The organism is Sagittula sp. P11 (assembly GCF_002814095.1).
GTDB lineage: Bacteria > Pseudomonadota > Alphaproteobacteria > Rhodobacterales > Rhodobacteraceae > Sagittula.
Map to the genome: position 1 here is coordinate 1,956,494 of NZ_CP021913.1, position 23,746 is coordinate 1,980,239.

General features: G+C 64.4%; 26 protein-coding genes and 1 tRNA gene. 11 read left to right on the forward strand and 16 right to left on the reverse strand.

From position 1 onward, the window contains the following. Positions 1-71: 71 nt before the first annotated feature. The 7 genes from rlmN to CDO87_RS09615 form a co-directional block, all read right to left on the reverse strand. Positions 72-1,256 (reverse strand): 23S rRNA (adenine(2503)-C(2))-methyltransferase RlmN, encoded by a 1,185-nt coding sequence (gene rlmN, locus CDO87_RS09585; RefSeq protein ID WP_404944747.1) that lies wholly within the window; start codon positions 1,254-1,256, stop codon positions 72-74. Between the two features lie 222 nt (positions 1,257-1,478). Then, positions 1,479-2,192 carry a gamma-glutamyl-gamma-aminobutyrate hydrolase family protein gene (locus CDO87_RS09590; RefSeq protein ID WP_100928568.1) on the reverse strand — a complete coding sequence of 238 codons (714 nt, stop codon included), beginning with the start codon at positions 2,190-2,192 and terminating at the stop codon, positions 1,479-1,481. Beyond that, entirely contained in the window at positions 2,189-3,157 is a 969-nt protein-coding gene (locus CDO87_RS09595; RefSeq protein ID WP_100928569.1) for an amidoligase family protein, read from the reverse strand. The genes CDO87_RS09590 and CDO87_RS09595 overlap by 4 nt, the downstream gene beginning before the upstream one ends. A gap of 86 nt (positions 3,158-3,243) precedes the next feature. Beyond that, a complete protein-coding gene (locus CDO87_RS09600) occupies positions 3,244-4,266 on the reverse strand; it encodes an AI-2E family transporter (protein ID WP_100928570.1) in 1,023 nt (340 codons plus the stop codon). A gap of 2 nt (positions 4,267-4,268) precedes the next feature. Continuing rightward, complete coding sequence (locus tag CDO87_RS09605; protein WP_100928571.1) at positions 4,269-4,940, reverse strand: hypothetical protein; 672 nt, start codon at positions 4,938-4,940, stop codon at positions 4,269-4,271. After that, entirely contained in the window at positions 4,924-5,334 is a 411-nt protein-coding gene (locus tag CDO87_RS09610) for a phage holin family protein (RefSeq protein ID WP_100928572.1), read from the reverse strand. The genes CDO87_RS09605 and CDO87_RS09610 overlap by 17 nt, the downstream gene beginning before the upstream one ends. 282 nt (positions 5,335-5,616) lie before the next feature. Then, the gene (locus tag CDO87_RS09615) at positions 5,617-5,985 is read right to left on the reverse strand and encodes a YqjD family protein (protein ID WP_100928573.1); all 369 of its coding nucleotides are present in this window, start codon (positions 5,983-5,985) and stop codon (positions 5,617-5,619) included. Positions 5,986-6,109: 124 nt separating this feature from the next. Between CDO87_RS09615 and CDO87_RS09620 the strand changes: the two genes are divergently transcribed. Together CDO87_RS09620 and CDO87_RS09625 are read left to right on the forward strand one after the other, a co-directional pair. Then, the gene (locus tag CDO87_RS09620; protein WP_005858327.1) at positions 6,110-6,280 is read left to right on the forward strand and encodes a DUF1328 domain-containing protein; all 171 of its coding nucleotides are present in this window, start codon (positions 6,110-6,112) and stop codon (positions 6,278-6,280) included. 230 nt (positions 6,281-6,510) lie between these two features. Further along, positions 6,511-7,671 carry a GAF domain-containing protein gene (locus CDO87_RS09625; RefSeq protein ID WP_198521860.1) on the forward strand — a complete coding sequence of 387 codons (1,161 nt, stop codon included), beginning with the start codon at positions 6,511-6,513 and terminating at the stop codon, positions 7,669-7,671. 53 nt (positions 7,672-7,724) lie between these two features. Here CDO87_RS09625 and CDO87_RS09630 read toward each other — a convergent pair whose 3' ends face one another. Next, the gene (locus tag CDO87_RS09630) at positions 7,725-8,534 is read right to left on the reverse strand and encodes a response regulator (protein WP_100930907.1); all 810 of its coding nucleotides are present in this window, start codon (positions 8,532-8,534) and stop codon (positions 7,725-7,727) included. Positions 8,535-8,637: 103 nt separating this feature from the next. On the opposite strand from CDO87_RS09630, the gene CDO87_RS09635 reads away from it, so the two are divergent. From CDO87_RS09635 to CDO87_RS09665, 7 genes are all read left to right on the forward strand, one after another. Then, entirely contained in the window at positions 8,638-8,820 is a 183-nt protein-coding gene (locus tag CDO87_RS09635) for a NepR family anti-sigma factor (protein WP_100928575.1), read from the forward strand. After that, a complete protein-coding gene (locus CDO87_RS09640; RefSeq protein ID WP_100928576.1) occupies positions 8,807-9,361 on the forward strand; it encodes an RNA polymerase sigma factor in 555 nt (184 codons plus the stop codon). The genes CDO87_RS09635 and CDO87_RS09640 overlap by 14 nt, the downstream gene beginning before the upstream one ends. A 28-nt stretch (positions 9,362-9,389) precedes the next feature. Next, positions 9,390-11,102 carry a sensor histidine kinase gene (locus tag CDO87_RS09645; RefSeq protein WP_157814959.1) on the forward strand — a complete coding sequence of 571 codons (1,713 nt, stop codon included), beginning with the start codon at positions 9,390-9,392 and terminating at the stop codon, positions 11,100-11,102. Continuing rightward, positions 11,092-12,579, forward strand: coding sequence for a phospholipase D family protein (locus tag CDO87_RS09650; protein WP_100928578.1), 1,488 nt, complete (start codon positions 11,092-11,094; stop codon positions 12,577-12,579). The genes CDO87_RS09645 and CDO87_RS09650 overlap by 11 nt, the downstream gene beginning before the upstream one ends. Positions 12,580-12,655: 76 nt before the next feature. Next, entirely contained in the window at positions 12,656-13,627 is a 972-nt protein-coding gene (locus CDO87_RS09655) for a YihY/virulence factor BrkB family protein (RefSeq protein ID WP_100928579.1), read from the forward strand. A gap of 147 nt (positions 13,628-13,774) precedes the next feature. Continuing rightward, positions 13,775-14,017, forward strand: coding sequence for a hypothetical protein (locus tag CDO87_RS09660; protein WP_100928580.1), 243 nt, complete (start codon positions 13,775-13,777; stop codon positions 14,015-14,017). Between the two features lie 44 nt (positions 14,018-14,061). Continuing rightward, positions 14,062-14,256, forward strand: a complete 195-nt coding sequence (locus CDO87_RS09665) for a CsbD family protein (RefSeq protein ID WP_100928581.1) — start codon at positions 14,062-14,064, stop codon at positions 14,254-14,256. Between the two features lie 200 nt (positions 14,257-14,456). On the opposite strand, the gene CDO87_RS09670 is transcribed toward CDO87_RS09665, so the two are convergent. Further along, positions 14,457-15,326 carry a LysR family transcriptional regulator gene (locus CDO87_RS09670; RefSeq protein ID WP_100928582.1) on the reverse strand — a complete coding sequence of 290 codons (870 nt, stop codon included), beginning with the start codon at positions 15,324-15,326 and terminating at the stop codon, positions 14,457-14,459. Between the two features lie 139 nt (positions 15,327-15,465). On the opposite strand from CDO87_RS09670, the gene bla reads away from it, so the two are divergent. Further along, positions 15,466-16,347 (forward strand): class A beta-lactamase, encoded by an 882-nt coding sequence (gene bla / locus CDO87_RS09675; protein WP_100928583.1) that lies wholly within the window; start codon positions 15,466-15,468, stop codon positions 16,345-16,347. Between the two features lie 146 nt (positions 16,348-16,493). Here bla and CDO87_RS09680 read toward each other — a convergent pair. The 4 genes from CDO87_RS09680 to CDO87_RS09695 form a co-directional block, all read right to left on the reverse strand. Further along, a tRNA-Pro gene (locus tag CDO87_RS09680) sits at positions 16,494-16,570 on the reverse strand. A gap of 73 nt (positions 16,571-16,643) precedes the next feature. After that, positions 16,644-17,612 (reverse strand): DMT family transporter, encoded by a 969-nt coding sequence (locus CDO87_RS09685; RefSeq protein WP_100928584.1) that lies wholly within the window; start codon positions 17,610-17,612, stop codon positions 16,644-16,646. A gap of 300 nt (positions 17,613-17,912) precedes the next feature. Next, positions 17,913-19,016, reverse strand: a complete 1,104-nt coding sequence (gene leuB / locus CDO87_RS09690) for a 3-isopropylmalate dehydrogenase (RefSeq protein WP_100928585.1) — start codon at positions 19,014-19,016, stop codon at positions 17,913-17,915. 57 nt (positions 19,017-19,073) lie between these two features. Next, on the reverse strand, positions 19,074-19,967 hold the full coding sequence (locus CDO87_RS09695; RefSeq protein ID WP_100928586.1) for a LysR family transcriptional regulator: 894 nt from the start codon (positions 19,965-19,967) through the stop codon (positions 19,074-19,076). 93 nt (positions 19,968-20,060) lie between these two features. Between CDO87_RS09695 and CDO87_RS09700 the strand changes: the two genes are divergently transcribed. Beyond that, entirely contained in the window at positions 20,061-20,984 is a 924-nt protein-coding gene (locus tag CDO87_RS09700) for an NAD-dependent epimerase/dehydratase family protein (protein ID WP_157814960.1), read from the forward strand. On the opposite strand, the gene CDO87_RS09705 is transcribed toward CDO87_RS09700, so the two are convergent. From CDO87_RS09705 to CDO87_RS09715, 3 genes are all read right to left on the reverse strand, one after another. Further along, positions 20,917-21,735, reverse strand: a complete 819-nt coding sequence (locus CDO87_RS09705) for an endonuclease/exonuclease/phosphatase family protein (RefSeq protein ID WP_254698398.1) — start codon at positions 21,733-21,735, stop codon at positions 20,917-20,919. The two genes, CDO87_RS09700 and CDO87_RS09705, sit on opposite strands and share 68 nt — an antisense overlap. Positions 21,736-21,917: 182 nt before the next feature. Continuing rightward, positions 21,918-22,784, reverse strand: a complete 867-nt coding sequence (locus CDO87_RS09710; RefSeq protein ID WP_254698400.1) for a hypothetical protein — start codon at positions 22,782-22,784, stop codon at positions 21,918-21,920. 319 nt (positions 22,785-23,103) lie between these two features. Continuing rightward, positions 23,104-23,637 carry an HdeD family acid-resistance protein gene (locus CDO87_RS09715; protein WP_100928588.1) on the reverse strand — a complete coding sequence of 178 codons (534 nt, stop codon included), beginning with the start codon at positions 23,635-23,637 and terminating at the stop codon, positions 23,104-23,106. Between the last annotated feature and the right edge of the window lie 109 nt (positions 23,638-23,746).

Below are 23,746 nucleotides of genomic sequence, written 5' to 3' on the forward strand. Positions count from 1 at the left end.
CGGTCACATAAGGGTTCCAGTCAGGGGAGGGTCAATACCCTCTCGTCACCTTCCCCCGATCACGCCCGATTTCAGCCCGAACGGACCTCTGCCTCGATCTCCTTGCGGGATTTCCGGGCGCGTTCGGTGGTGGACTTGAGCTGCCCGCAGGCGGCCATGATGTCCTCTCCGCGCGGCGTGCGGATGGGCGAGGCATACCCGGCCTTGTGCACGATGTCGGCGAAGCGTTCGATCCGCGACCAGTCGGACCGCTCGTAGGGGGAGCCGGGCCATTCGTTGAACGGGATCAGGTTGATCTTGGCCGGGATGCCCGCGATCAGCTTGACCAGCCGCCGCGCGTCCTCGTCGCTGTCGTTCACGTCTTTCAGCATCACGTATTCGAACGTGATCCGTTCGGAGTTCGACAGCCTCGGATATTCCCGCAGCGCGTCCAGAAGCGTCGCGATGTTCCAGCGCTTGTTGATCGGCACCAGCTTGTCGCGGACCTCGTCGGTCGTGGCGTGGAAGGACACCGCCATCAGGCAGCCGATCTCTTCGGCGCACTTCGCGATCTCCGGCACCACGCCGGAGGTCGACAGCGTGATCCGGCGGCGCGACATGGACAGACCTTCGTGGTCCATCGCGATCTTCATCGCGTCGCGCACGTTGTCGAAGTTGTAGAGCGGCTCGCCCATGCCCATCAGCACGATGTTGGACAGAAGGCGCGGCCCCTGATCGCCCGTGCCGGTGCCCGGCTCGGGCCATTCGCCAAGGTCGTCGCGCACCAGCATGATCTGACCGACGATTTCCCCGGCGGTCAGGTTGCGGACCAGCTTTTGCGTGCCGGTGTGGCAGAACGAACAAGTCAGGGTGCAACCCACCTGCGAGGAAACGCAGAGCGTGCCGCGATCTTCCTCGGGGATGTAGACCGTCTCGACCTCGTGGCCGCCCGCGATGCGGACAAGGTACTTGCGCGTGCCGTCGGCCGAGACCTGCTTCGACACGATCTCCGGCAGGGAAATCTCGAAGGTGGCGGCCAGTTTCGCGCGGTAGTCCTTGGCAAGGTTGGTCATCGACTCGAAGTCGCGGACGCCCCAGAAGTACACCCATTGCCAGACCTGATTGACCCGCATCTTGGCCTGTTTCTCGGGCGTGCCCATGGCCAGAAGCGCATCACGCAGCCCGGCCCGGGTCAGACCGACCAGGTTGATCTTGCCGCCTTCCGGCAGCTTGCGCGGGATCGTCACGAGATCCTGGGTGATGGGTGCGTCAGACATGATAGGCGTCCTTCGGATAACAAGCGGCCTGTATACAGGATTCGGGCGGAATTTCCATGGCCTTTGGCGCAACTGCGTCCGGCCCCGCCCCGATCCATGCAGACCTGTGGTGCGCTTCGCGGATTACAACCGTCGGCGGCACCTGACCCGCAGGTCATTGCCGGAAAAAAGGAAAGGGCCGGGCGTCCTGTCCCGGCCCTTCTTGACCCCATCACGCCAATGTCAGGCGGCTTCGTTCAGGACGGCGTGGGTCTGGCTGCGCCGCTCGGAATAAGCCCGGGCGGCGGAAACGAGTGCGCGGAAGATCGCGCGTTGTCTGTGTGCGTAAAACAGATGCTCGGGGTGCCACTGAATACCCAGCGCAAAGGGATCGCTCCCCCGTTCGATGGCCTGCACCATGCCGGCGGTGTCGCGGGCACTGACGCGCAGCCCCTCCCCCAGCTTGTCGACGGCCTGCGTGTGCAGGGCGTTCACCTTCATCGGCTGTTCACCGACGTAGCGGGCGAGCTGGGTCTCGGCCACGACGCAGACCTCCCGCTTGGGCAGGATCGTCTTGATCATCGGGGAGTCGCTGAAGGTCTCCCACGCGTTTTGATCCAGCGTGCCGCCAAGCGCGACGTTCAGCATCTGCGCCCCGCGGCAGATGCCGAGGACGGGGATGTTGTCCTGCATGGCCTGCGCGGCAATGGCAGCTTCAAAGCGGTCGCGTTCACGGTCCAGCCGGGCCGAGACGCCGATCTTCCCGCCGTAGAGTTCCGGCGCGATGTCGTCGCCGCCACCGATGATGACGCCATCCACCGCGGCCAGGTCCGAAGGCCGGCCCGCGCCCCAGCGCACGCCGCGCGCACCGGCAAGCCAAAGGTTCAGGTTCACCAGCGGATAGATCCGCCATCCCGAACGCGAAGACGTGGTCACACCGATCAGGGGGCGGCTCATTGCACCGCCTCCGGCTCTGATACGTCGTTGCTCTGGAACAGTTTCGAGACGCGTTCGGCCCAGCGGCCCTCCGCACCCGGAAGGTAATGGTTATGCTCGAGCCACGCCGTCCGAAGGGTATCCAGCATGTGCGCGTCATTGGCGACATGCTCCACCCGCGCCCAGAGGTTCCACGGCCGCGCCAGCGACCACCCCTCTTCGTCGATCCGGCAATCCGGCAGGCGGAAGTGGAACGTCGGACGCGCCGACAGCTTGCTTTGCGCAGGAAAGATGCGGTCAAACAGCGCACGGTCGTGGTGCGCGAAAAGCGGCATCAGGTCGAGCCCGTGGTTGCGCGACGAGATATGCCGCGCCGCGACGGACATCAGGTCCCTCAGCGTCGATGGCTGGTCCTTCACCAGTTGCGTAACGAAGGCATGCGGCCATGTCTCGATGAAAGGCATCAGCCGGCGCGTCATGTCCAGGTCTTCCGCCCGGCGCAGCCACGGTTCCAGCAGCCCGAAAGCGGTGATGGTGTTCAGGGTCTGCGGATCGTCCGCGCCCACGATCTCCGGGTTGAGGTGCACGCCGAAACCCAGCAGCACGCCCGCCCGGGACCCTCTCGCGCCGCGATGGCGCAGCTCGTCCAGAAGCGCGCCGAGGCGGATGACTTCCTTGCGGGTCAGCGGTTCGGTGATGATCTCGACAGGGACCACGGCCTTTGCCATATTCAGGCCTCGCTCCAGCAGAGGGATGTCCTTCTTGCGCAGCGAAATGTCCAGTTCGACACGGATGTCGCCCAGTTCGGTGCCTTCGACGGTCAGTTCGTGGGAGTGCGGTGCGGTGGCCGTGCCGCCGAGGAATTCGGCAACGATCTCGCCGGTCTGCACTTCGCCCAGGCCGGAGAACTCGACTTCGACGCCCGTCTTGCGTTCGTCACCGTCACGTGTCGTGCGGTGCGGCAGGCTGGCGTAGCTGTCGGTCATCGTCCCTCGGAGTTTTTTCGCTGGGTAAGCGTGATTTCAGAAGGGCAACGCGCGCCCCTTGAACATGGTTCCCCGAAGATTGCTTGTCAGGCGCTTCTGAACATCTTCGACTCCGCCGACGTGAAGGACATCTTGCCCATCAGCGTGACGGTCCACACCAGCAACGGCAGCGATACGATGCCGCCGATCGGACCCCAGAGCCACAGCCCGAAGAGGATCGACAGGAACACGACAAGCGGGTTGAGCCGCAGTTGCTGGCCGACCAGGGAAGGCGTGACAAACTGCGCTTCGATCATGTTCAGGCCCAGGTAGGCCAGGGGCGGCAGCAGGATCGAGGCGCCGGAAAAGTTCATGACGCCCGCGACCAGCAGCGAGGCCAGCAGCACGATGGGTCCGAGGTAGAGCACGAAGTTCAGGAGGAACGCCGCGCCGCCCCAAAGCATCGCGTTCGGAAGTCCGATCAGCATCATCGCACCGAACACCGCCAGCCCGAGACCGGCGTTGATCGCCGTCACCGTGATGAAATAGTGCGACACGGCCTTGTCGGCCTGCTTCAGCTTGCCCGCCTGCCGGGGAAAGACATTGTAAATGTCCTCTCCGGTCAGCACGAAGAAGAACAGCGTGCCGAGGAAGATCAGCGACTGCGCGGCAAAGTTGGGCGCCATCCACAGTGCATCCACTAGGCTGGGCATGGCCTGCTTGACCGCTTCCTCGCCGCCTTCGGACAGGGTTTCCTCGATCTCGCGGCCGATGCTGTCGACGCCGCGCACAAGGCGGATCGCTTCGTCCATCCATTCGCGGATCTCGCGCTGGATCTTCGGCATCTGCTCGGCCAGCCCCGACAGGACGGGACCGAGCGCCGAGATCAGCAGGACAAGAAGCACGACCGCGATGACCAGCGCCAGCGCCGCGCTGAGCGAGCGCGGCACTCCGAAGCGGCTGAGCCGGTTGACGACCGGGGCAAGCACGACGCCCACCACCAGGCCAAGGGCCACGGGTGCGGCGAAGTCGCTCGCCAGCCTGAGACCGGCGATGAGTGCCACAGTTGCCATGATCGCCAGAGCGGTGACGACCACCTTGGTCTGCGTGTAGGACCAGGTGGTTTCCATGTTCAAATGCGCTCCGGGGGTGAGGGATGATGGGGTGCCGGGTCACGGGGGAACCGGTTTTCGTCCGGTGCTACGGCTTCGGCCACATTGGGCTCGTCCACCCGTGCAGGCATGTCTTCGGGCACGTCGGGGTCTTCTTCGCCCTCGTGCTCCTGACCGGACATGAAATAGCTCAGCGCGGCGCTGAGGCCGGCAACCGCCACGGCAGAGACCAGCGGATGATGCTTCGGGAACCCTGCCAGTTTGCGGGCCGTGCTCGGCTTCGGGCGGGACGCTTCGATCTCTTCTTGGAGGGCGATGGCGTCCAGCCGCTTGGCGACGACGCGACGGCGCGCCTGCGGGTCGAGGTGGTCGAGCCCGTCGTATAGAGAAAGGCGCAGATACTCGGCGCTGACACCGCCGGGGATATCGTCCTCATCCTTGCCCTTGTCCTTGCCGCTGGGCATCAGCGTATAGGCCAGCCCCGCACCGATCAGCGCGGCGGCCCACGGATGACGCTTCGCCGTCTCCAGCGCGCCGGCCGCGGCACCTGCGCCCTCGTCAGAGGTCAGGATGCCGTCGGGACCGGTCAGGCTCGGCAGTTTGGCGGATTCACGAAGACCGTTCATCGCGTCGGCGAGGTTGGCGCGGTGCTGCGCGGCCTCCCGTTCCAGCTCTTCAATCCGTCGGCGCATTGCGGAACTCCCCTGCCGCGTCGAGATCGGCGCGGATGTTGTTGAGTGTGCGCGTCGGCACGATGGAGCCGGGGTTGACCCGCCGCTTGCCGACAAGCCCGACGATGACGGCGAGGATCAGCAGCACGAGGCCCACGGCCAGCACGGACCACAGCAGCGGAACGCCCGCCTCGTAGAGCGCGATGGTCGCCGCCGCCGCAAGGGTCATGAATGCGACAAGAGCAAGGATCGCGGCCACCACAAGGAAGCCGATCCCTGATCCCATTTTGCTGACGTTGTGACTGATTTCCGCCTTCGCGAGTTGCGCTTCCACATGGATCAGGGCGCGTATTTCGTGCAGCGCCGCAGAAATGTAGGACGGGATCTGGCCAATTCCGGTTTCCCGTTCGCTCATTGAACAGCTCCGGTCATTCGTGTCGAGGCCTGGGGCGTGATCTGGCAGGCACCCTGCGCGGCATTCAATGCCGGATGATTGGAAACGCGGGTCCGGATGTCCGACAGCCCGGGTTCATACCTGCGTCCGGGCAAGTGCGTTGCACCGGCAGATCTGCCGGGCGCTGCCCGCGGACGAAGCTGTTTTGGCCGTGATGACATCGTGTCCCCTGAAATTCTCTTATTGATATGGAAGATAAGGTTGCGGCGGGCACGTTTCGGCGTGCCCGCTGCGCAAGTTGCGTCAGCGACGCGACTTGAGGATCATGCCCAGCACAAGGCCGACACCGGCCGCACCCAGAAGGGCGGTGGTGGGGTTGCTGCGGACGTAGGCTTCGATCTGACCGTGGCGCTCGGCAAGTGCGAGGCGGCCCTCGGCAACAGCCTGACGGCCACGCTCCTGCGCGGTCTCGTAGGCGTGGCGGCCCTCGGCGCGGGCGCGATCATATGCGTCGGACGCGGTGTCGCGTGCCTCTGCATAGGCTTCCTCGACCGAAGCACGTGCGTGACGCGCTGCGTCCTTTGCGTGCTGCTGGGCCTTGTCGAATTCCTTCTCCTTGGCCGAGCCGTTCGGGAGATCGGACGAAACAGTATGCGGTGCTGTATTAGCCATGGTTGAAGCTCCTTTCGCCGTACAAACGTGCAGAACGATGGAAGGTTCCTGACTCTATTTGCGGAACCTTCCCGGTTGACAGGGGTTTGATAGGCAGAACCAAGCACATCAAAGGAGTATCAAAATGCTGTACTGGGCTCTGCTCTTTTTTGTTGTTGCGATCATCGCCGGCGTCTTTGGTTTCGGTGGCATCGCATCGGCGTCCGCCGGGATCGCACAGGTCCTTTTCGTCATCTTCCTGATCCTGTTCGTGGTGGCAATGGTCGCCCGGGCGCTTCGCGGCCGCACGCCGTAACAGAGCATTGAATTTATTAATGACAACAACCAGCCCGGGCACGTCCCGGGCTGGTTTCTTTTATCGCGCGCATCATATATCGTTTTCCAGCAATTGCGCAGCCTCAAGCGCAAGCAAACCTCCGCCTGTATCCCTTTGCACCCCTCATGCCGCTCCAAACCGATTTGTGCATGGTCGGAAATTTGTTAGAGGGGTCCGATGTATTTTCTGCCCGAAGGTCGCGCCACCGAATGGACACCAAAGTAAATTCCGACGTTTCCAGTGCCGTCTCGACGAACGCGTCGACCCACTCTGACCGGCTCTCCGATTCGCGGCGGCTGGATGCGCTGGCGATGACCGATGTCATGTCCCCGGATACCGACGAGGCGCACGAGCGCTGCGTACGCCTGGCCAGCCGCATCCTGAAGGCCCCGGTCAGCCTCGTGTCCTACGTCGACAGCGAACGCCAGTTCTTCAAGGCGCAATGCGGCCTCAGCGGCCCTTTCGCCGAAGAACGCGGCACGCCACTGACCCATTCGTTCTGCCAGTACGTCGTGACCTCCGACCAACCGCTGGTCGTGCGCGACAGCCGCGAGGATCCCATTCTCTCCCATAACGCGGCGGTCGAGGATCTGGGCGTGGTCGCCTACCTCGGGGTGCCGGTGCATGCGCCCTCGGGCGAAGTTCTGGGATCGTTCTGCGTCATCGACACCGTGCCGCGCGAATGGACCGCCGAGGACCTCGCCGCTCTCGAAGACCTGGTCGCGATGCTAGAGGCGGAACTCACGCTTCGTCAGGGCGCGCATGAACGCGAGATCCTGCTGCAGGAAATGAGCCACCGCATCAAGAACCTGTTCTCTCTGGTGTCGAGCATGGTGCGGCTGGAACGGCGGCGCTGGAACACGCCGCGCGAACTGGCAGACAGCATCATCGCCCGCGTCGACGCCCTGAGCGTGGCGCATGACATGATCGTGCCCGTGGTCGAGGCCACGAAAACCGGCGACGGGGAGCGCGCGAATTTCGGTGAGCTGCTGTCAAAGGTCCTGGCACCCCATACCTCCGAGGCGCGAATTACCCTCACCGGCGATGCGACCACCATCGGCCCGAAGGCTGTCACCTACGTCACGCTCGCGGTGCATGAGCTTGCGACCAATGCGGCGAAGTACGGCGCGCTGTCCGTGGACGACGGGCGTCTGGATCTGCGCTGGCTTGCGGACGACAAGAACCTGGTGCTTGACTGGCTGGAAACCGGCCACGTCTGGACCGAGGCCGCGCTTGGCGGCGGCGGGTTCGGGTCGCAATTGCTGAAAATCTCGATCGAAGGGCAGTTGAACGGCACGCTCACGACCGAGGTGGCCGACGACAAGTTCACGCACAGGATGACCCTGCCGCTCGAACGGCTGGAATTCTGAAGGATGTTTGCGCGACAGGCACGGCCCATGACCGTGCCTGTCCGGCAGGCCGTTTAGACCCGCAGCGTTTCCGTCGACGAGAAGAACATCGCCTGGCTCACCGCCGAGCGGACCTGTTCTTCCGTGTAGGGTTTCGCGATCAGGAACGCGGGCTCCGGGCTTTCGCCGGTCAACAGACGCTCCGGGAATGCGGTGATGAAGATCACCGGGATCGAGGCGTTCTCGCCAAGGATCTTGTTGACCGCGTCGATGCCGCTGGACAGGTCGGCCAGCTGGATATCCGACAGGATCAGGTCCGGCTGCTCTTCGCCGAACAGCTTGAGGGCTTCGGTCTCGGTCTTGGCGATGCCGGTGACCTGGTGGCCCATGTCGCCCACGATGCTTTCGAGGTCCATGGCGATGATCGCCTCGTCCTCGATGATCATGATCTTGCCGGAAACCGACTTCGCCATCTCGGTGTAGGCGATGTCGACAAGTTCCTTGGCCTCTTCCGGCGAGGTGTTGAGAACCTCACCGACCTCAACGAAGTCCATTTCCTCGATGGTGTGCAGCAGCAGGGCCTCGCGCGTGTCGCGTGTCAGCCGCGACAGGTGCTTCTGCGCCTTCGCGGCAAGGCCGGAATCTCCGTCGGACAGCGCGCCGCCTGTGCTGTTCCAGATCGTCTGGAACACCTTGAACAGCGCCACCTTCGGCGAGATCGAACGGTCAAAGCCATCGAAGTCGCTCAGGATCGCCTCAAGAGTGGCAGCCGCGTAATTGTCCCCCTGTTCCTGAGAACCGGTCAGCGCCCGGGCGTAGCGGCGCAGGTAGGGAAGGTTGCTGCCGATCACACTCGTCAGGTCCGAAGGTTGCGAAGTGGTCATCGTCCGATATTCCATCCATTTTTTTTCGTCATCCTGGGAACCAAACGCCGCAAACCGGGTTACGTTCCTGCCATCGACAAAAAAACTGTGTACGCACGCCGACATGAATCAGGAACGGAAAACTTCAAGAGTGCAGCGAGAAATTGATGAAAACCTGAAGCGGGCATACGGAGATATGACCAAGGAAGAGGTGCCCGATCGGTTCACCGACCTCCTTGCGAAGCTCCGTGCGGCGGAGTCTTCCGACACGCCCGCTGGAAAAAGAGGTGACAATGCCCAGTCGTGACCCCCGCGACGAGCTTGTCGAGCATCTCGGAGCTATGCGCGCCTTCGCGATGAGTCTTACCGGAAACTCGGCTCTTGCCGATGACATGGTGCAGGACTCACTCGTAAAGGCGTGGAGCAAGATCGAGACATTCGAGCGTGGCACAAACCTGCGTGCCTGGCTCTTCACCATTTTGCGGAACACGTACTATTCCCACCATCGCAAGGCGCGCCGCGAGGTCAGCGACCCGGATGGCGTGTTCGCCGCAAATCTGGCCCAGAAGCCGGATCACGACGGTCGCCTGCAGATGCGCGACTTCAATACTGCCTTCGCCCTTCTGTCCGACGAACAAAGAGAAGCTCTTGTCCTTGTCGGCGCGGAAGGTTTTTCCTACGAGGAGGCTGCCGAGACCTGTGGCGTCGCTGTCGGCACGGTCAAGAGCCGGGTCAACAGGGCGCGTGCAAGACTGGCCGAGCTCATGGGGCTTGGTGACGAAGAAAATCTGGAGCTGACAGACAGCGTCACGACGGGGATCGTTTCGTCGCAACCCCACGCGGTTTGAAAAGCAACGCAAGGAGCTGCTTTTGGGCATGTTCAAGGCATGGTCGAGGAGCCTCGGCGCGCGCATAGCGTTTCTGATGTCCCTGGCCATGCTGCCGCTGGGGCTCATCTCTGTATATCAAACGCATGTCGTGGTGGAAGAAGCGCAGGCACTGACCCGCGCCGCTCTCCTGTCCGAGACCGTGGCCGCAGCCACCGGAGAACGCGAACTGATCCAGCAGGCGCTGGGTGCAGCGCAGGGCCTTGCCTCTGCGGTGCCGCTTGTCGATTCCCGGGAATGCCAGCGTATCCTCGCCGACTTTATCGACTCCCAGCCGCTCTATATCTTTGCCGCCTACGTTCAGAAGTCGGGCCTCATGGACTGCAGCTCCAGCGGCGAGGTGCGCGATTTTTCCGGCACCTCGACGCTCGAAGGTCTCAGCGGTCCGGCCGTGCGGATGCGCCGCTCGGGCGCCGTCACGAAGCAATCGGTGGTCCTTGCCTCGCATCCGGTCATGGAAGGCGAGATTGAACTCGGCTGGCTGACCATCTCCATCCCGCACTCCGTCGCCAACGCGCTGATGGAGAACACCCTGCCCAACCAGGAACTGAAACTCGCCTCGATCAACCTCGACGGCGACGTCATTTCCTCGACCAGCGGTGTAGATGCAGCGCCCGGGTTCCTGCCTCGCGACATCCCCCTGAGCGGTCTTCACGACCGGGTCGGCCTTGCGTTCCGCGCCCCTTCCGGCAGCGGCGAAGAACGGTTCTTTGCCGTGGCGCCGATGATCGACGACACGCTCGTCCTTGTGGGAAGCTGGCCCGTTTCGGTGGCAGAGGCCACCGGCAACGGGCCGCGTGCGCTGACCGCAATCATCTTCCCTGCCCTGATGTGGGTGACCGGCATCATCGTTGCGTTCTACGGCCTGCAACGCATGGTCGTCCGCCACATCCGGCAGCTCCGTTCGGCCATGCGCAAGTTCGCGCTCGGCGAGCGGCGCGACAGTTATTTGGAATTGGCGAACCCTCCGGAGGAACTCGAAGAGGCCCAACGTGCGTTTAACCGCATGGCATTGATTATCTCGGAAGCCGAACTGAGGCAGGAACGCGATCTACGGGACAAGGAAGTCCTGTTGAAAGAGGTGCACCACAGGGTGAAGAACAATCTTCAGCTCATCGCCTCGATCATGAACATGCAGTCGCGCAGCGCGCGCTCTGCCGAGGCACGGCACATGCTGGCCGGGCTGCAGCGGCGTGTGCGCGGGCTCGCGATGCTGCACCGCACGCTTTACACCACCCCCGACATGACCACCGTCGACTCCGGCGACCTGATCCGCACGGTCGTGGAGGACGTCTCGTCCCTGTCGCAGGACGGCCAGATCGACCTGCGCGTCGAGATCGAGAACTTCCCACTGTTCCCCGACCAGGCGGTGCCGCTCTCCATGCTGGTGACCGAGGCACTGACCAACGCGTACAAATACGTCGGCACCAGCACTGACGGGAACAAGGAGATCCTGATCTCCCTCACCGAAACGGACGGCAAGGTCCGCCTGAAGATCGAAAACTCCGTCCCCGAAGACACCGATCCGGACATCATCGCCGAGGAACAGAACGACGGTCTCGGCAACCGTCTGATGACGGCCTTCATCCGCCAACTGAACGGCGAACTCGACAAGATCCAGAAACCGGGTCATTTCGGGATGCACATCACCTTCATCCGGCGCGACTTCACTCCGCAAAAACGAGCCGGCGATGCAGCCTGAATCCACGCCGGACTTCAACGTCCTCGTCACGGCGGACGAGGCGTGGCCCGTTTTCGAACGCGCTGTTCTTGCGGCCAAGACGGACATCGTCGCGGGCTTCAGGATCTTCGACATGTGCACCAAGCTGCGCAGCCCGGAGGCGCGCGAGATCGGCGACGACTGGTTCGACCTCCTCGCGCACGCCGTGCGCAGGGGCGTGTCGCTGCGGCTGGTCATCAGCGACTTCGACGCGGACATGGCAACGCCCCTGCACGAACTGGCATGGCGCACCGTCCGTCAGGGCAAGGCGCTGGAGGAGATCGCCGATGCGCCGATGGGACGGGTCACCGTTCGCGCCGCGCTGCATCCCGCCCAGCCGGGGCTGATCCCTTGGCTGGCCTTCCTGCCTGCCGTTCTGCCCCACCGCCTGCGGGCACTGAAACAGATCCGGGGCATACGCCGCCGGCGTCAGGCCGTGGGCCTAGACAAGGGCAGCCTGCCCGAGATGCACACCGTTTCGCACCACCAGAAACTGGCGGTGATCGACGGCGAGGTGCTCTATGTCGGGGGCCTCGACCTGAACGAGCGGCGCTACGATTCACTCGAACACGATCAGGATGCCTCGCAGACCTGGTCGGACGTGCAACTGGTGCTCCGCGGCCCCGAAGCCGCCGAGGCCCGGCAACACCTGATGGAGTTCGAGGACGTCTGCGCCGGCAAGGCCGAGCCCTCTCACCTGCCGCTGCTGAAACGCACCATGTCGGCGCCCCGCCGGTTCCAGATGCCCTTCCTGTCGCCGCGCACCGTGCTGTCGGAGATCGAGGAGGCGCATCTTGCCGCCTTCCGCAACGCCCGGCACCTCGTCTATCTCGAAACGCAGTTCCTGCGTTCGGGCGTCATATCCGATGCGCTCGCCGCCGCTGCCGTGCAGAACAAGGACCTGACCTCTGTCGTTGTCCTGCCCGGATTGCCGGAGGAGGTTGCATTCGACGATCACGACGGGCTCGATGCGCGGTTTGGCATGGCCCTGCAACGGCAGGCGGTCAAGGAACTGGTCGAAGCCTTCGGCAAGCGCATCACCTTCGCCGTTCCCGTCCGCCCGGTCATGGCCGACCGGGAAGAGCGCGACACGCTTGCCGGGTCGCCGCTGATCCATGTGCACAACAAGGTTCTCGTACGCGATGACGATTACGGCATCGTCGGCTCCGCCAACCTCAACGGCCGGTCCATGCGCTGGGACACCGAGGTCGCGGTGGAAACCACGCTGCCGGATCGTGTCGCCATGCTGCGCCGCAAGCTGATCGACCACTGGTGGTGGTGCGACCTGCCCGACGAGGCGCGTGCCCCCGAGACCCTGCAGGACTGGTGGCGGGCCGAGATTGCCCGCAACGCTGTCCGCATGCCCGAACATCGCACCGGTTTCCTTGTCCCATACGACGCGGACAACGAAAAAGAGCTCGAATGGCAGCTTCCGGGTGTCACCGAGAACATAGTGTGACTGTTCGACTCGCGTTCGGGTTCTTTTGCCCTATCCTTAAACGGGTTGCAGGAAAATCCAACGCGCGGAGAGCCACATGAACCGAGGCCGATCGGCACGCCGACCGAGTCAGATTCCCCTCAGGGGTCTTCTTGATGTAGGCGTCCGCGTCTGGCGGGTACAGAACGACGACAACCTCGGCCTTCTGGCTGCGGGCATCGCCTTCTACGCACTCCTTTCGCTTTTCCCGGGCATCACCGCGGCGGTCGCCCTCGCCGGGCTGTTCACCGACCCCAGTTTCATGGTCGATACTTCCGACGCCCTTGCGGATGTCGTGCCCTCGGCCGCCGAAGAAATAATGCTCGGCCAGTTGCGCGAGGTCGTCACCGCCAGCAGCAGCAGCCTGGGTTGGGCGGTCCTCTTTTCCATCGGCCTTGCGCTCTTTTCCGCCTCGCGGGCGACGCAGAACTTCATCATCGGGCTGAACGTCATCTATGGCGAAAAGGAACGGCGCGGGTTCTTCAAGCTGCGGGCCCTGAACGTCGCGCTCACGCTCGGGCTGATCGTCTGGCTGGTGGTCGCCATCGGCATCGTCGCGGCCCTGCCCGCCGCCGCGGCCTTCATATCGGACCGGACCTGGGTCACGGACGTCATCCTCTACCTGCGCTGGCCCGTGCTGTTCATCGTGGGTGCCTTCGGGATCGCCTTCGTGTTCCGCGTCGGCCCGTCGCGCCGCTACGCACGCTGGCGCTGGCTGACACCGGGCGCCCTTCTGGCCTGCGCGCTTTGGGTGATCGGCAGCATCGGGTTCAGCCGCTACGTCGCCTCGTTCGGTGCCTACAACGAGACCTTCGGCGCGCTCGGCGGTGTCATCGTGCTGCTGACCTGGCTCTGGCTGTCTGCCTATATCGTCCTGCTGGGCGCCGCGGTCGACGCTGAGCTGGAGGCGCAGACCCGCCACGACACCACCGTCGGGCCCGACCGGCCCATGGGCCAGCGCGGCGCGGTCAAGGCGGATACCATCGGTCCCGCACGAGGCGAACCCCAACGCATCCCCAACATGCGCTGACTGTGTCGCATTGCCCGTGGCCTTCGGATCGTGACGTGGCGAAAAAACTCCGACGCATCGACTTTGCGGGAACCTTTCAGGTCGCAGCCGAGTTCTCTCCTCAGAACATAGAAAGAAGCATCTTTCTGATATCTAAGGAGAAAAATCATGCGTACCGGAGCAATTCTTGCCGCAGTCGTTGCTGTCATCGCAATCGCCTTCGGCATCTACATGATCGACGTCGACCAGACCCAGGAAGCAAAGCTGCCTGAAGTTTCCGTGGAAGGTGGTCAGATGCCCGAATTCGACGCCGAAGTCGGCGATGTCGACGTGACCGAAGAAGAAGTCACGGTCACCGTTCCGAAGGTGGAAGTGAACCCGCCGGAAGACGAAGTCGCCGAGAACGACTAACTCTGGCGTCTTCACCGAAGAATTTCAACGATCAGGAGGCGAACATGGATCGCGATCGTATCGAAGGCAAATGGACTGAAATCAAGGGCATGATCCGCGAGAAGTACGGCGAGATCACCGACGACGAACTCGAGCAGGCACGCGGCGACCGCGAGCAACTCGAAGGCCAGCTTCAGCAGAAGTACGGAAAGTCGAAGGACGACGCCCGTCGCATCGTCGACGAGATGCTCGCAAGCTGATAGCCCCGGAATCGGGTGCCGGGCTTAATTACCTCGGGCACGGCATCCTACAAAGCCGCCGGACGCAAAAACGTCCGGCGGCTTTTCCTTTGCGGTTTCCACGCCTGCAAAGGGCATCGACAGCCGGATACAGGTGTATGTTTCAGGTCATGCGGCGTTCCCCATGACCGTGGCTCCGCTTCGCACCCCGGTCCGGCCATCTACGACGCCCCCTTTCCCGACAGCCAGTTCGAAAAGACGCGCATGGCAGGTGACACGCGCCTGTCGGACGGCCACGCCAGGAAATAGCGCCCTGCCGAAACGGTCACCCCGAACGGCTGCGCCAGGCGGCCCTGCGCGATGTGGCTTTCGAACATCGTCACCGGCAGCAGCGCGGCGCCGGCGCCCGACGCGGCAAGCTCGGCCAGCGCCACGGAGCTGTCGAAAACCGGCCCGGTGACCGGAGGACAGGGCGTGCCCGCCGCCTCGAACCATCCGGGCCACTCCGCGCTGCGGTAACTGCGCAAGAGTGTCACCTGTCCGAGGTCGGTCGGATGTAGCAGGCGTGAAACCAGAGACGGCGCGCATAGGGGCGTCAGCGGCGCATCCATCAGCGGGATCGCATCGTGACCCGTCCAGCCGCCGTTGCCAAAGCGGATCGCCATGTCGAGCCCTTCGCGCAGGATCTCCACCCTGTTGTTGTTGGTCGAAATCCGCAGGTCGATCTCGGGGTACGCGCGCCGGAACTGCTCCAGCCGCGGCATCAGCCAGCCAAGCGCGAAGGTCGTGTTCACCCCCACCTTCAGCACCTCGATGTCGCGCCGGTTGCCCAGCCGGTCGAGCACGCGTGCCATGGCATCGAACCCGTGTTCGAGCACCGGGAACAGCAGGCAGCCCTCGTCGGTCGGCACCAGCCCCTGCGAAGTACGCAGGAACAGCGTCGCACCCAGCAGATCCTCGAGCCGCGCGATCTGGTGACTCACCGCGGCCTGCGTGACGCGCAGCTCGATCGCGGCCTTGGTGAAACTGCCTTGCCGCATCGCGACCTCGAACACGCGCAGAGCGTTGAGCGGCAAGTCAGGGCGATCCACGGCAATACCTCAGCTAATGGCAGGCCATAATATTTATCGTTTGAGGGGTACCGGCAAGACGAAATATACCGGTGCCATGACATCAATTGATGTCAGCCCCGGCGCCCTAGGGGCGCATTACCCAGAAAAGGACACCATCATGCGGTTCACCGCCATCGTCCTGTCGCGCGTCGCGGCAGGGCTTACCCTCGGCCTGTCTCTGGCCTCCGCCACCCTTGCCCAGACACCTCTCGAAACCCTGTCGGACACCGTTGCCCAGGTCGAGGAACGGTTGGGCGCGCGCGTCGGCCTGTCGCTTGTCGACACCGGATCAGGTCTGACGTGGGCCCATCGCGAGGACGAACGCTTCCTGATGAACAGCACCGTGAAGGTCCCGCTGTGCGGCGCCGTGCTTGCCCGGCGCGACGCCGGGGAGCTGTCCCTAGCAGAAGCGCTGCCCGTGACGGCAGAGGACATCGTCTCCTATGCGCCGGTCAGCGAACAGAAGGTCGGCCAGACGATGACCCTCGCCGAGCTTTGCCTGGCCACAATCGACATCAGCGACAACACCGCCGCGAACCTGCTGATCGGTCGTCTGGGTGGACCAGAGGCCGTGACGCAGGCCTTCCGGGACAGTGGCGACGAGGTCAGCCGCCTGGATCGGCTGGAGCCCGGGCTGAACGCCTTTGCGCCCGGCGATCCGCGCGACACGACGACACCGGCGGCCATGAGCGCGACTCTGAGCCGGATCCTCCTCGGGGATGTGCTGACGGCGGAATCGCGCGATCAGCTTTCGGACTGGATGAGCTACGGCGGCGTGACCGGCGCCCTGCTGCGCAGGGACGCACCGGAAAGCTGGCAGATCTTCGACAAGTCCGGCGCCGGAACCCACACGCGCAACATCATCGCCGTGGTCATCCCGGACGACGCATCGCCATGGATCGTCACGATCTTCGTCTCGGACACGGATGCGGATTTCGACACGCGCAACGCCGCCCTGCAGGAAATCGGCAGCGCCGTGATGGCCGTCATTGCGGACTGAGCGCAACTGCCCCGGTCGGGGCAATCTCAATCCGCATATATCGGGGACATGAACGCGCTTCGGCATCGGCGCCGCTGTCAAAGCGGGGCCGGTGCCAACTGCACGCAATCACTGCGACCTACGCGTCGCGGTATTTCCTGAAGTATTGGTCGGAGCGAGAGGATTCGAACCTCCGGCCCCTGCCTCCCGAAGACAGTGCTCTACCAGGCTGAGCTACGCTCCGACCGTGGAGCGCGGGATATATCGCCCGCGCGCCTTTGGCAAGAGACCATTTGCGGTCTTTTGCACGACCGTCGTCACTCGCCCGGAATTGCCGGTTCCGGCCGTTTGCGCGAACTGCGCAGGAACGGAGATATGCGGAACGACGACCCGTACCCGCGGGCCTTCGTCCTCAGCACCGGGGTCTGGGAACCGCTCTTCGCGCTTTCCCGCAGGACGATGTAGATGCCCGACGCGATGATGATGCCGGCGCCGATGACCGTGTAGCGGTCGACGCCCTCGTCGAACAGCAGGTAGCCGTAGGCCGTCGCCCAAAGGATCTGCGAATACTGCATGGGCGCGACGATGGTCGCCTCGCCGCTTTTGTAGGCCGCGATCAGGAAGAGGCCCGCAACGAACCCCATGGCCGAGATCAGCGCCGCGGCGCCCACATCGAGAATCGGCATGGGCTTGTAGACGGCGATCATCAGCGCCCCGACGACGATGTAGTTGGCCGCCATCGGGTAAAGCAGCAGCACGACGGAGCGTTCGTCATTGCCGATCTTGCGCACGATGATCGAGGCCAGCGCCCCGAAGATCGCCGATCCCACCCCCGCGAGGTGGCCGAGCGACATCGGCGTCGACCCGGGCCGCAGCACCACGAGAACGCCCAGAAGCCCGACACCGACCGCAAGTCCCCGGCGCCAGCCGACGCGTTCGCCCAGCAGCGGGATCGACAGGAGCGTGATCAGCAGCGGTGTGGCGAAGAGGATCGCATAGGTCTGCGCAAGCGGCAGGACAGAGAAGGCGTAGAACGCGCACATCCCGTTGATCATCGCCGCGGCGGTCCGGATCGCGGTCCACCATGGGTGAACCGGGCGCAGCGTACCGGGCAGCGGGTCGCGCATCAGCATGAAGCTGACCAGCGGGAACGACATCAGCGTCGAAAAGAAGATCACCTGGAACGGAGAGTAGCTCGCCCCGAGATATTTGATGATCACATCGTGCGTCGCGAAAATACCGAAGGCGGTCAGCGCGAGCAGCGCGCCTTTTGCGTTGGGTGACATGTCGGGAGGCCTGTGTTCTTGTTTGTAGCAACGCTAAGCGCAGCCTTCGCGCGGATGCAAGACCACCCCGCCCGCCAAAATCCATAAAGTCTGCGCTTTGCACGCAACTTCACCGGTGCGCCATTGTCACATGCCCTGCAAGGGCTGGTACGGCATGGCGAAACTGCGCGTGCGGCGCATGGGCATAAGGCCGCGCAAGCCCGATGCAGCGCCCGCCCGTCTAGGTCACGACCCGGGCGCGGAACGGAAAAGGGCGGCGCCATGTGGCACCGCCCCGATCATTTCAGGCCAGACGATTCGTCAGAGGCTGGCGTCGAGCGCCGCAACGATGGCATCGCCCATCTCGGTGGTCGACACCGGCGCCTTGCCTTCTTCGCCCAGCAGGTCGGCGGTGCGCAGACCGTCGGCCAGCACCTTCTCCACCGCCTGCTCAAGACGCGTGGCCTCGTCTCCCTGGTCGAACGAGTAGCGCAGCGCCATGGCAAAGCTGAGGATGCAGGCGATCGGGTTGGCCTTGCCCTGACCGGCGATGTCCGGCGCGGAGCCGTGCACCGGCTCGTACAGCGCCTTCGGACGGCCGTTCGCCATCGGCGCCCCCAGCGAGGCGGAGGGCAGCATGCCCAGCGACCCGGTCAGCATCGCGGCGAGGTCGGACAGAAGGTCGCCGAACAGGTTGTCGGTGACGATCACGTCGAACTGCTTGGGCCAGCGGGTCAGCTGCATCGCGCCCGCGTCGGCGTACATGTGCGACAACTCGACTTCCGGGTAATCCTTGCCCACCTCGGTCACGACCTCGCGCCACAGGACGCCGGATTCCATAACGTTTGCCTTCTCCATCGAGCACAGCTTCTTGTTGCGGCGCATCGCCAGCTCGAACGCGGAGCGCGCCACGCGGTCGATCTCCGACTCGGTGTAGCGCTGGGTGTTGATGCCCACCCGCTCGTTGCCTTCCTCGATGATGCCGCGCGGCTCGCCGAAGTAGACGCCGGAGGTCAGCTCGCGCACGATCATGATGTCGAGGCCCGCAACCACGTCGGTCTTCAGGGACGAGAAATCCGCCAGCGCGTCAAAGCACTGCGCCGGGCGCAGGTTGGCATAAAGGTCCATTTCCTTGCGCAGGCGCAGAAGGCCGCGCTCCGGCTTCACCGAGAAGTCCAGCACGTCGTACTTCGGCCCGCCCACGGCACCCAGCAGGACAGCGTCGGCTTCCTGCGCCTTGGCCATCGTCTCATCGGTCAGCGGCGTTCCGTGCGCGTCGTAGGCCGCACCGCCCACGAGGTCTTCGGAGACGTCGAAAGCAAGGTCGCGCTTGGCACCGTACCAGTCGATGACCTTGCGCACTTCGGCCATGACTTCGGGGCCGATCCCGTCACCGGGCAGGATGAGAAGCGAGGGATTGCTCATGGAAGGCTGTCCTTTGTTCGTGATTGCGTTGTCGCCTATCGGCTGGGCGACGAAACGTCAAGAAACGCAGGGCCTGAGCCCCTCGGCCAGCGCGTCCCAGACCCGCCTGATCCGGGGCGTGTTGCGCATCGCCTCATGCGCCGCCAGCCAGACCGGCAAGGTCGGCATCGGGATATCGGGAAGAAGGCGTTCCACCTTCGGGTCGGCGTCGGCGAACAGGCACTGGGCAAAGCCGATTCCGCAGCCCGCGCGCACCAGTTCCCAGTAGACAGTCTGGTGATCGGTGCGGGTGGCGAACCAGTCCCGCTGCACCTCCAGCCCGAAGTCGCGCATGCCCTTCAGGATCAGGTCCGACCGATCATAGCCCACCACGTCATGTTCGAAGAACCGCGAGATGTCGGTCAGCCGTCCGCGCCGAGCGATGTAATCCTTCGACGCATAGAGGCCCAGTTCGATCTCGCCGATGTACTTCGTCACGATGTCGAGCTGTTCGGTCTGGTACATGCGCACGGCGATGTCGGCCTCGCGGTACAGCAGGTTCTCTGACCGGTCGGTGGGCACGAGGTCGATGCTGATCTCCGGCTCTTCCTGGCGCAGCCGGGCGATGATCGGCGGCAGATGCACCTGCGAGGTAAAGACGCTGGCGGTGATCCTGACCGGACCGGACAGCTTCTCCGACCGTCCCGCGGCGGCAAGGCTCAGCGCGTTAAGCGACTCCGCCATGGTCCGCGCGTGCGGCATCAGCGCCGTCCCCGCCTCCGTCAGGCTCAGCCCGCGCGCCTGCCGGTGGAACAGCGTGACGTCCAGCGCCTCTTCCATCTGCTTCACCTGCCGGCCCGCCGTCGGCTGCGAGATGTTGAGCCGCCGCGCCGCCTCCGACAGCGATCCGCTCTCGCCTACGGCGAGGAAGGTCTGCACCAGCGACCAGTCGAGCTTGGCGAAGGTATCCATTCACTAATGAATACACGTTCTGCGAAAACCGGCAATTCCGGCATCGCGTTGAATAGCTCATCATGACGGCCATCCAGATGCAGGAGCGAGATCATGACGGGACGGGTCCTTATCCTTGGCGCCACCGGGCGTTTCGGGCGCAACGCGGCAGAGGCGTTCTGGAATGCCGGCTGGCGGGTCCACCTGTTCGACCGGACACAGGACGACCTGATGCAGGCGGCAGAGGGCATGGACGTGATCGTTCACGGCTGGAACCCGGCCTACACGGACTGGGCGGCGCAGATCCCCGGCCTGACCGCACGGGTGATCGCGGCGGCGAAGGCTTCCGGCGCGACGATCCTCGTGCCGGGCAATGTCTATGTCTTCGGCGTCGACGCCCAGGCGGAGTTCGGCCCGGGCGTGCCCCACGCCGCCACCAATCCGCTTGGCCGGGTGCGGATCGCGATGGAGGAAAGCCTGCGCGCCTCAGGCGTTCAGGTCATCATCCTGCGCGCGGGCGATTTCCTCGACACGGAGGCGTCCGGCAACTGGTTCGACAAACAGATCGCCCCCTCGCTGCGGCGGGGTGTCCTGACCTGGCCCGGCGACCCGGATGCGGATCACGCCTGGGCCTTCCTGCCGGACATGGCCCGAGCCGCGGTGCAACTGGCGGACCATCGCAGGGAAATGCCCCGCGTGTCCGACATCAACTTCCCCGGTTACACGCTGACCGGCCAGGACCTGGCCCGGGCCTGCGCCCGCGCGCTGAACCGTCCGGTAAAGCTCCGCCGCATGTCCTGGCTGCCGCTCTGGCTCGCGCGGCCGTTCTGGCCCATGGCCGCACCCTTGCTGGAAATGCGCTACCTCTGGTCGAAGCCCCACCGGCTGACCCGCGACAGCTTCGACGCCGTTTTGCCGGACTTCCAGGAAACGCCGCTAGACGACGCCATCGCCCGCGCGCTTGCACCGATCATCGGGGCCACGCCAGATCGACCCAGACCAACCCATGCGGGCCCGCGTCAGCCGCAGGCCCAGTGACACCGGCGCCGATGACGGCGAACCGCGCGTCGGGCAGCACGTAGGACACCCGCATCGGCCCCGTACTGTCCCAGCGCACCGTATCCGACCCCGGGATCGGGTCCTGAAGGCGGTCGTGACCCAGAACCCGACGCGCCGCCTCGCGCAGGCCGTCACCCCGCTCCGGATCGACGTTGAGGTTGCCGAGCAGGATCACCGGCATCTGCGGCACCTCATCCATCCGGCCATTGAGGACGTGCAACCACAGCACCGCCTCGTCAAAGTTCCTCCGGCCATTGCGGTCCTCCGGCCCGTCGAACACCGGCGGCGTCGCGGCCAGCGTCAGCAGCGCCAGGGGCCCATGCGGCGTGTCGACAGTCACCTGCCAGTGCGCCGCGGTCGACAATCTCTGGACATCATGGCCCGGGTCGTCAGCGGCGATCAGACTCTCCGGCGCGTCCTTCCACAGCAGTTCCGACAGGTCCCGCTCCAGCGTCAGGGGATAGCGCGCCAGCACGGCCATGCCGCCCTGGCCGTTGAAATACCCGAACCCCTGCGCATCGCGGGGCCCGCCCAGCCGCCCGTCGCCGTCCAGGTCCAGCCCGGTCGGCCGCCCGGTGTTGGGCCGCGCGGCCAGCACATGCGGCAGGTCCAGCCCCGCCTCCCGCAACGCATCGCGCAGGGCGGACAGCGCGGTCAGTCCGCCGTCGTAGTCCATGTCGGTCAGCAGCAGCACATCGGGGGAGGCGTCGAGGATCGGGCCGAGGGGCACCTGCCCCGCCACAATATCCTGAAACAGCAGCCCCGGCCCCTTCCGGCTGAAATCGCCGTGCCATGTTGCGACGCGCAGGCCCTCCGCGCGGGCGGCGACGGCGAAGGACAGGAACAGCAGGAGGGCCGAAAGGAAGGGGACGATCCGCGCGCGCCTGTTCAGGCCGCGCGACGGGCGCGGGGTCAGACCGGTTGCAGTTCGGCCTGTGCGTAGGCGCGGCGGCGCTTTTCCTCGATCAGGTCCGCGATCCGCATCAGGGCGACCCCACGCATGATCAGGCTTGCCGGGAGAAGGGACCATGCCACCATCGTCCAGATTAGGGCCTGGGAATCCAGGATGTTCGGCGCAAGGCCCCAGATCGAGGCCACCTTGAGCAGCGCCGGGAACAGGAATGGCAGCAAAAACCCTAAGGCCACGTTAAAATGGCTGTCCCGCTTCAGGCGCAGCAAAACGTCGCCGCCGGTGGTCGGATCGAACAGCGGCAGGTTGACGAAGAAGTTGAACGCGCCCTTGCGCAGCGGCCAGTCCAGCAGCCGCACCAGCGCGACAAAGACCACCAGCGTGCTGATGGAGATCAGGTAGGCCAGCCCGGCAAGGCTGCGGATCAGGTCGCGCGCCGTCTCGGAGGCTTCTGCGGGCGCAGCCAGCACCATCAGGCGTACGGGCGAGAAGGGGAAATCCATGGCGGCGCCAATGCTGTGCCCCATGCCGCGCAGCGGGCCGGTCAGCGGCGTGGGCGCTTCTGCCCCGCGTGCGATCAGGGTCATCAGAACGACCGACATGAAAAGCGCGAAGAACCGGATGCGGTTGAACGGCGGCGCATCCCGGAACTCGATCAGAGAGGGGTAGTCGGAGACGTATTCGACAAACGTCAGCATGGCCGCGACAAGGGCCAGCAAGGCAACGATCTGCGTGGTATCGGGCCGAACCTGCGGCAGCATCATCGCCGGCAGGGCAATGAGCAATGCCACGAGAATCGCGCGCGCCGCGGCCGCCGCCAGACGTGAAATCAAAGATCTGCCCTTTCGTTCCGGACGGGTGCGATCCATGGCCGCGCCCTCGTTCCATCCCGATTCCGCCGATTATGGCGGTCTGCCTCATTGTTGCCCAAGTTTTGCCCCTTTTCCCCCGAGGCCTCAAGACCTGTGGAAAACTTTGAAGCAGTTTCAGGCAGTTTCGCGGATCCACTGGTGCCGGATTGCATCAAATTTCGGGCATTGCGGAGGCGATGTTGAAGGGCGCACAACATCTTGCGGTCGGTCGCGAGGGCGCACCGACACATCCGCAAATTTATCGTTAACGTAAATCAATACGCCAAGGTTGAGCGCTTCGGCTTTTCAGTCAGTTACACGCCTACAACTGCGCCCTTCAGCGCGAATCTCCGGACTGATCCGCCACGATCCGGTCTCGCCGCGGGCGCAGCATCAGGAAAGCCACCCCGGTCGAAATCAGCTCGATCCCCAGCAACACACCCGGCACGGTGGTCGAGGCTTCGACGAGGTTGAAGGCGATCATCACCGCCAGCGCGACCGAAATCGCCCCAGACAGCGCCAGCATCCAGATGCTGTCCGCATCACGCCGCACCCAAGCGAGGGCAAGCTGCATCACACCGGAGGCGAAGAACAGGACGCCCAGCAGCAGCGTGAGGGAGATCATCCCCGACAGCGGGTTGAAGATGAAGCTCAGGCCCAGAACGATTTCCAGCAACCCGAAGAGCCCGTTCCACAGCCGGTTTCCACCCTCGCCGAAGGCCGCGGCCACATGCACGACGCCCGCGATGGCAAAGGCCCAGCCGACGATCAGCGTGACGGCCAGCGACGCGGCGAAAGGCAGCAGCAGCGACAGGATCCCGCCGACGATCAGAACGAGGCCGGACAGGGAAAGGAATGTGCGGGAAGACATGGGCGGCTCCGGAACTTTGATCTTCTGGGATCAAAACGCGGGAAAGGCAGGCGCGGTTGCGCGCTACGTCAAAAGGGCCCGCCGGCGGGGCGGGCCCCCGGAAAGGCGG

Bases quoted from the DNA above. Each gene is read 5' to 3' on its own strand.
- CDO87_RS09710 (WP_254698400.1), bottom strand. From the start codon at position 22,784: ATGGATCGCACCCGTCCGGAACGAAAGGGCAGATCTTTGATTTCACGT.
- CDO87_RS09685 (WP_100928584.1), bottom strand. From the start codon at position 17,612: ATGTCACCCAACGCAAAAGGCGCGCTGCTCGCGCTGACCGCCTTCGGT.
- CDO87_RS09620 (WP_005858327.1), top strand. From the start codon at position 6,110: ATGCTGTACTGGGCTCTGCTCTTTTTTGTTGTTGCGATCATCGCCGGC.
- rlmN (WP_404944747.1), bottom strand. From the start codon at position 1,256: ATGTCTGACGCACCCATCACCCAGGATCTCGTGACGATCCCGCGCAAG.
- CDO87_RS09695 (WP_100928586.1), bottom strand. From the start codon at position 19,967: ATGGATACCTTCGCCAAGCTCGACTGGTCGCTGGTGCAGACCTTCCTC.
- CDO87_RS09665 (WP_100928581.1), top strand. From the start codon at position 14,062: ATGGATCGCGATCGTATCGAAGGCAAATGGACTGAAATCAAGGGCATG.
- CDO87_RS09645 (WP_157814959.1), top strand. From the start codon at position 9,390: ATGTTCAAGGCATGGTCGAGGAGCCTCGGCGCGCGCATAGCGTTTCTG.
- CDO87_RS09600 (WP_100928570.1), bottom strand. From the start codon at position 4,266: ATGGAAACCACCTGGTCCTACACGCAGACCAAGGTGGTCGTCACCGCT.
- bla (WP_100928583.1), top strand. From the start codon at position 15,466: ATGCGGTTCACCGCCATCGTCCTGTCGCGCGTCGCGGCAGGGCTTACC.
- CDO87_RS09615 (WP_100928573.1), bottom strand. From the start codon at position 5,985: ATGGCTAATACAGCACCGCATACTGTTTCGTCCGATCTCCCGAACGGC.
- CDO87_RS09715 (WP_100928588.1), bottom strand. From the start codon at position 23,637: ATGTCTTCCCGCACATTCCTTTCCCTGTCCGGCCTCGTTCTGATCGTC.
- CDO87_RS09605 (WP_100928571.1), bottom strand. From the start codon at position 4,940: ATGCGCCGACGGATTGAAGAGCTGGAACGGGAGGCCGCGCAGCACCGC.
- CDO87_RS09625 (WP_198521860.1), top strand. From the start codon at position 6,511: ATGGACACCAAAGTAAATTCCGACGTTTCCAGTGCCGTCTCGACGAAC.
- CDO87_RS09660 (WP_100928580.1), top strand. From the start codon at position 13,775: ATGCGTACCGGAGCAATTCTTGCCGCAGTCGTTGCTGTCATCGCAATC.
- CDO87_RS09595 (WP_100928569.1), bottom strand. From the start codon at position 3,157: ATGACCGACAGCTACGCCAGCCTGCCGCACCGCACGACACGTGACGGT.
- CDO87_RS09635 (WP_100928575.1), top strand. From the start codon at position 8,638: ATGAATCAGGAACGGAAAACTTCAAGAGTGCAGCGAGAAATTGATGAA.
- CDO87_RS09700 (WP_157814960.1), top strand. From the start codon at position 20,061: ATGACGGGACGGGTCCTTATCCTTGGCGCCACCGGGCGTTTCGGGCGC.
- CDO87_RS09655 (WP_100928579.1), top strand. From the start codon at position 12,656: ATGAACCGAGGCCGATCGGCACGCCGACCGAGTCAGATTCCCCTCAGG.
- CDO87_RS09640 (WP_100928576.1), top strand. From the start codon at position 8,807: ATGCCCAGTCGTGACCCCCGCGACGAGCTTGTCGAGCATCTCGGAGCT.
- CDO87_RS09630 (WP_100930907.1), bottom strand. From the start codon at position 8,534: ATGACCACTTCGCAACCTTCGGACCTGACGAGTGTGATCGGCAGCAAC.
- CDO87_RS09590 (WP_100928568.1), bottom strand. From the start codon at position 2,192: ATGAGCCGCCCCCTGATCGGTGTGACCACGTCTTCGCGTTCGGGATGG.
- CDO87_RS09610 (WP_100928572.1), bottom strand. From the start codon at position 5,334: ATGAGCGAACGGGAAACCGGAATTGGCCAGATCCCGTCCTACATTTCT.
- CDO87_RS09650 (WP_100928578.1), top strand. From the start codon at position 11,092: ATGCAGCCTGAATCCACGCCGGACTTCAACGTCCTCGTCACGGCGGAC.
- leuB (WP_100928585.1), bottom strand. From the start codon at position 19,016: ATGAGCAATCCCTCGCTTCTCATCCTGCCCGGTGACGGGATCGGCCCC.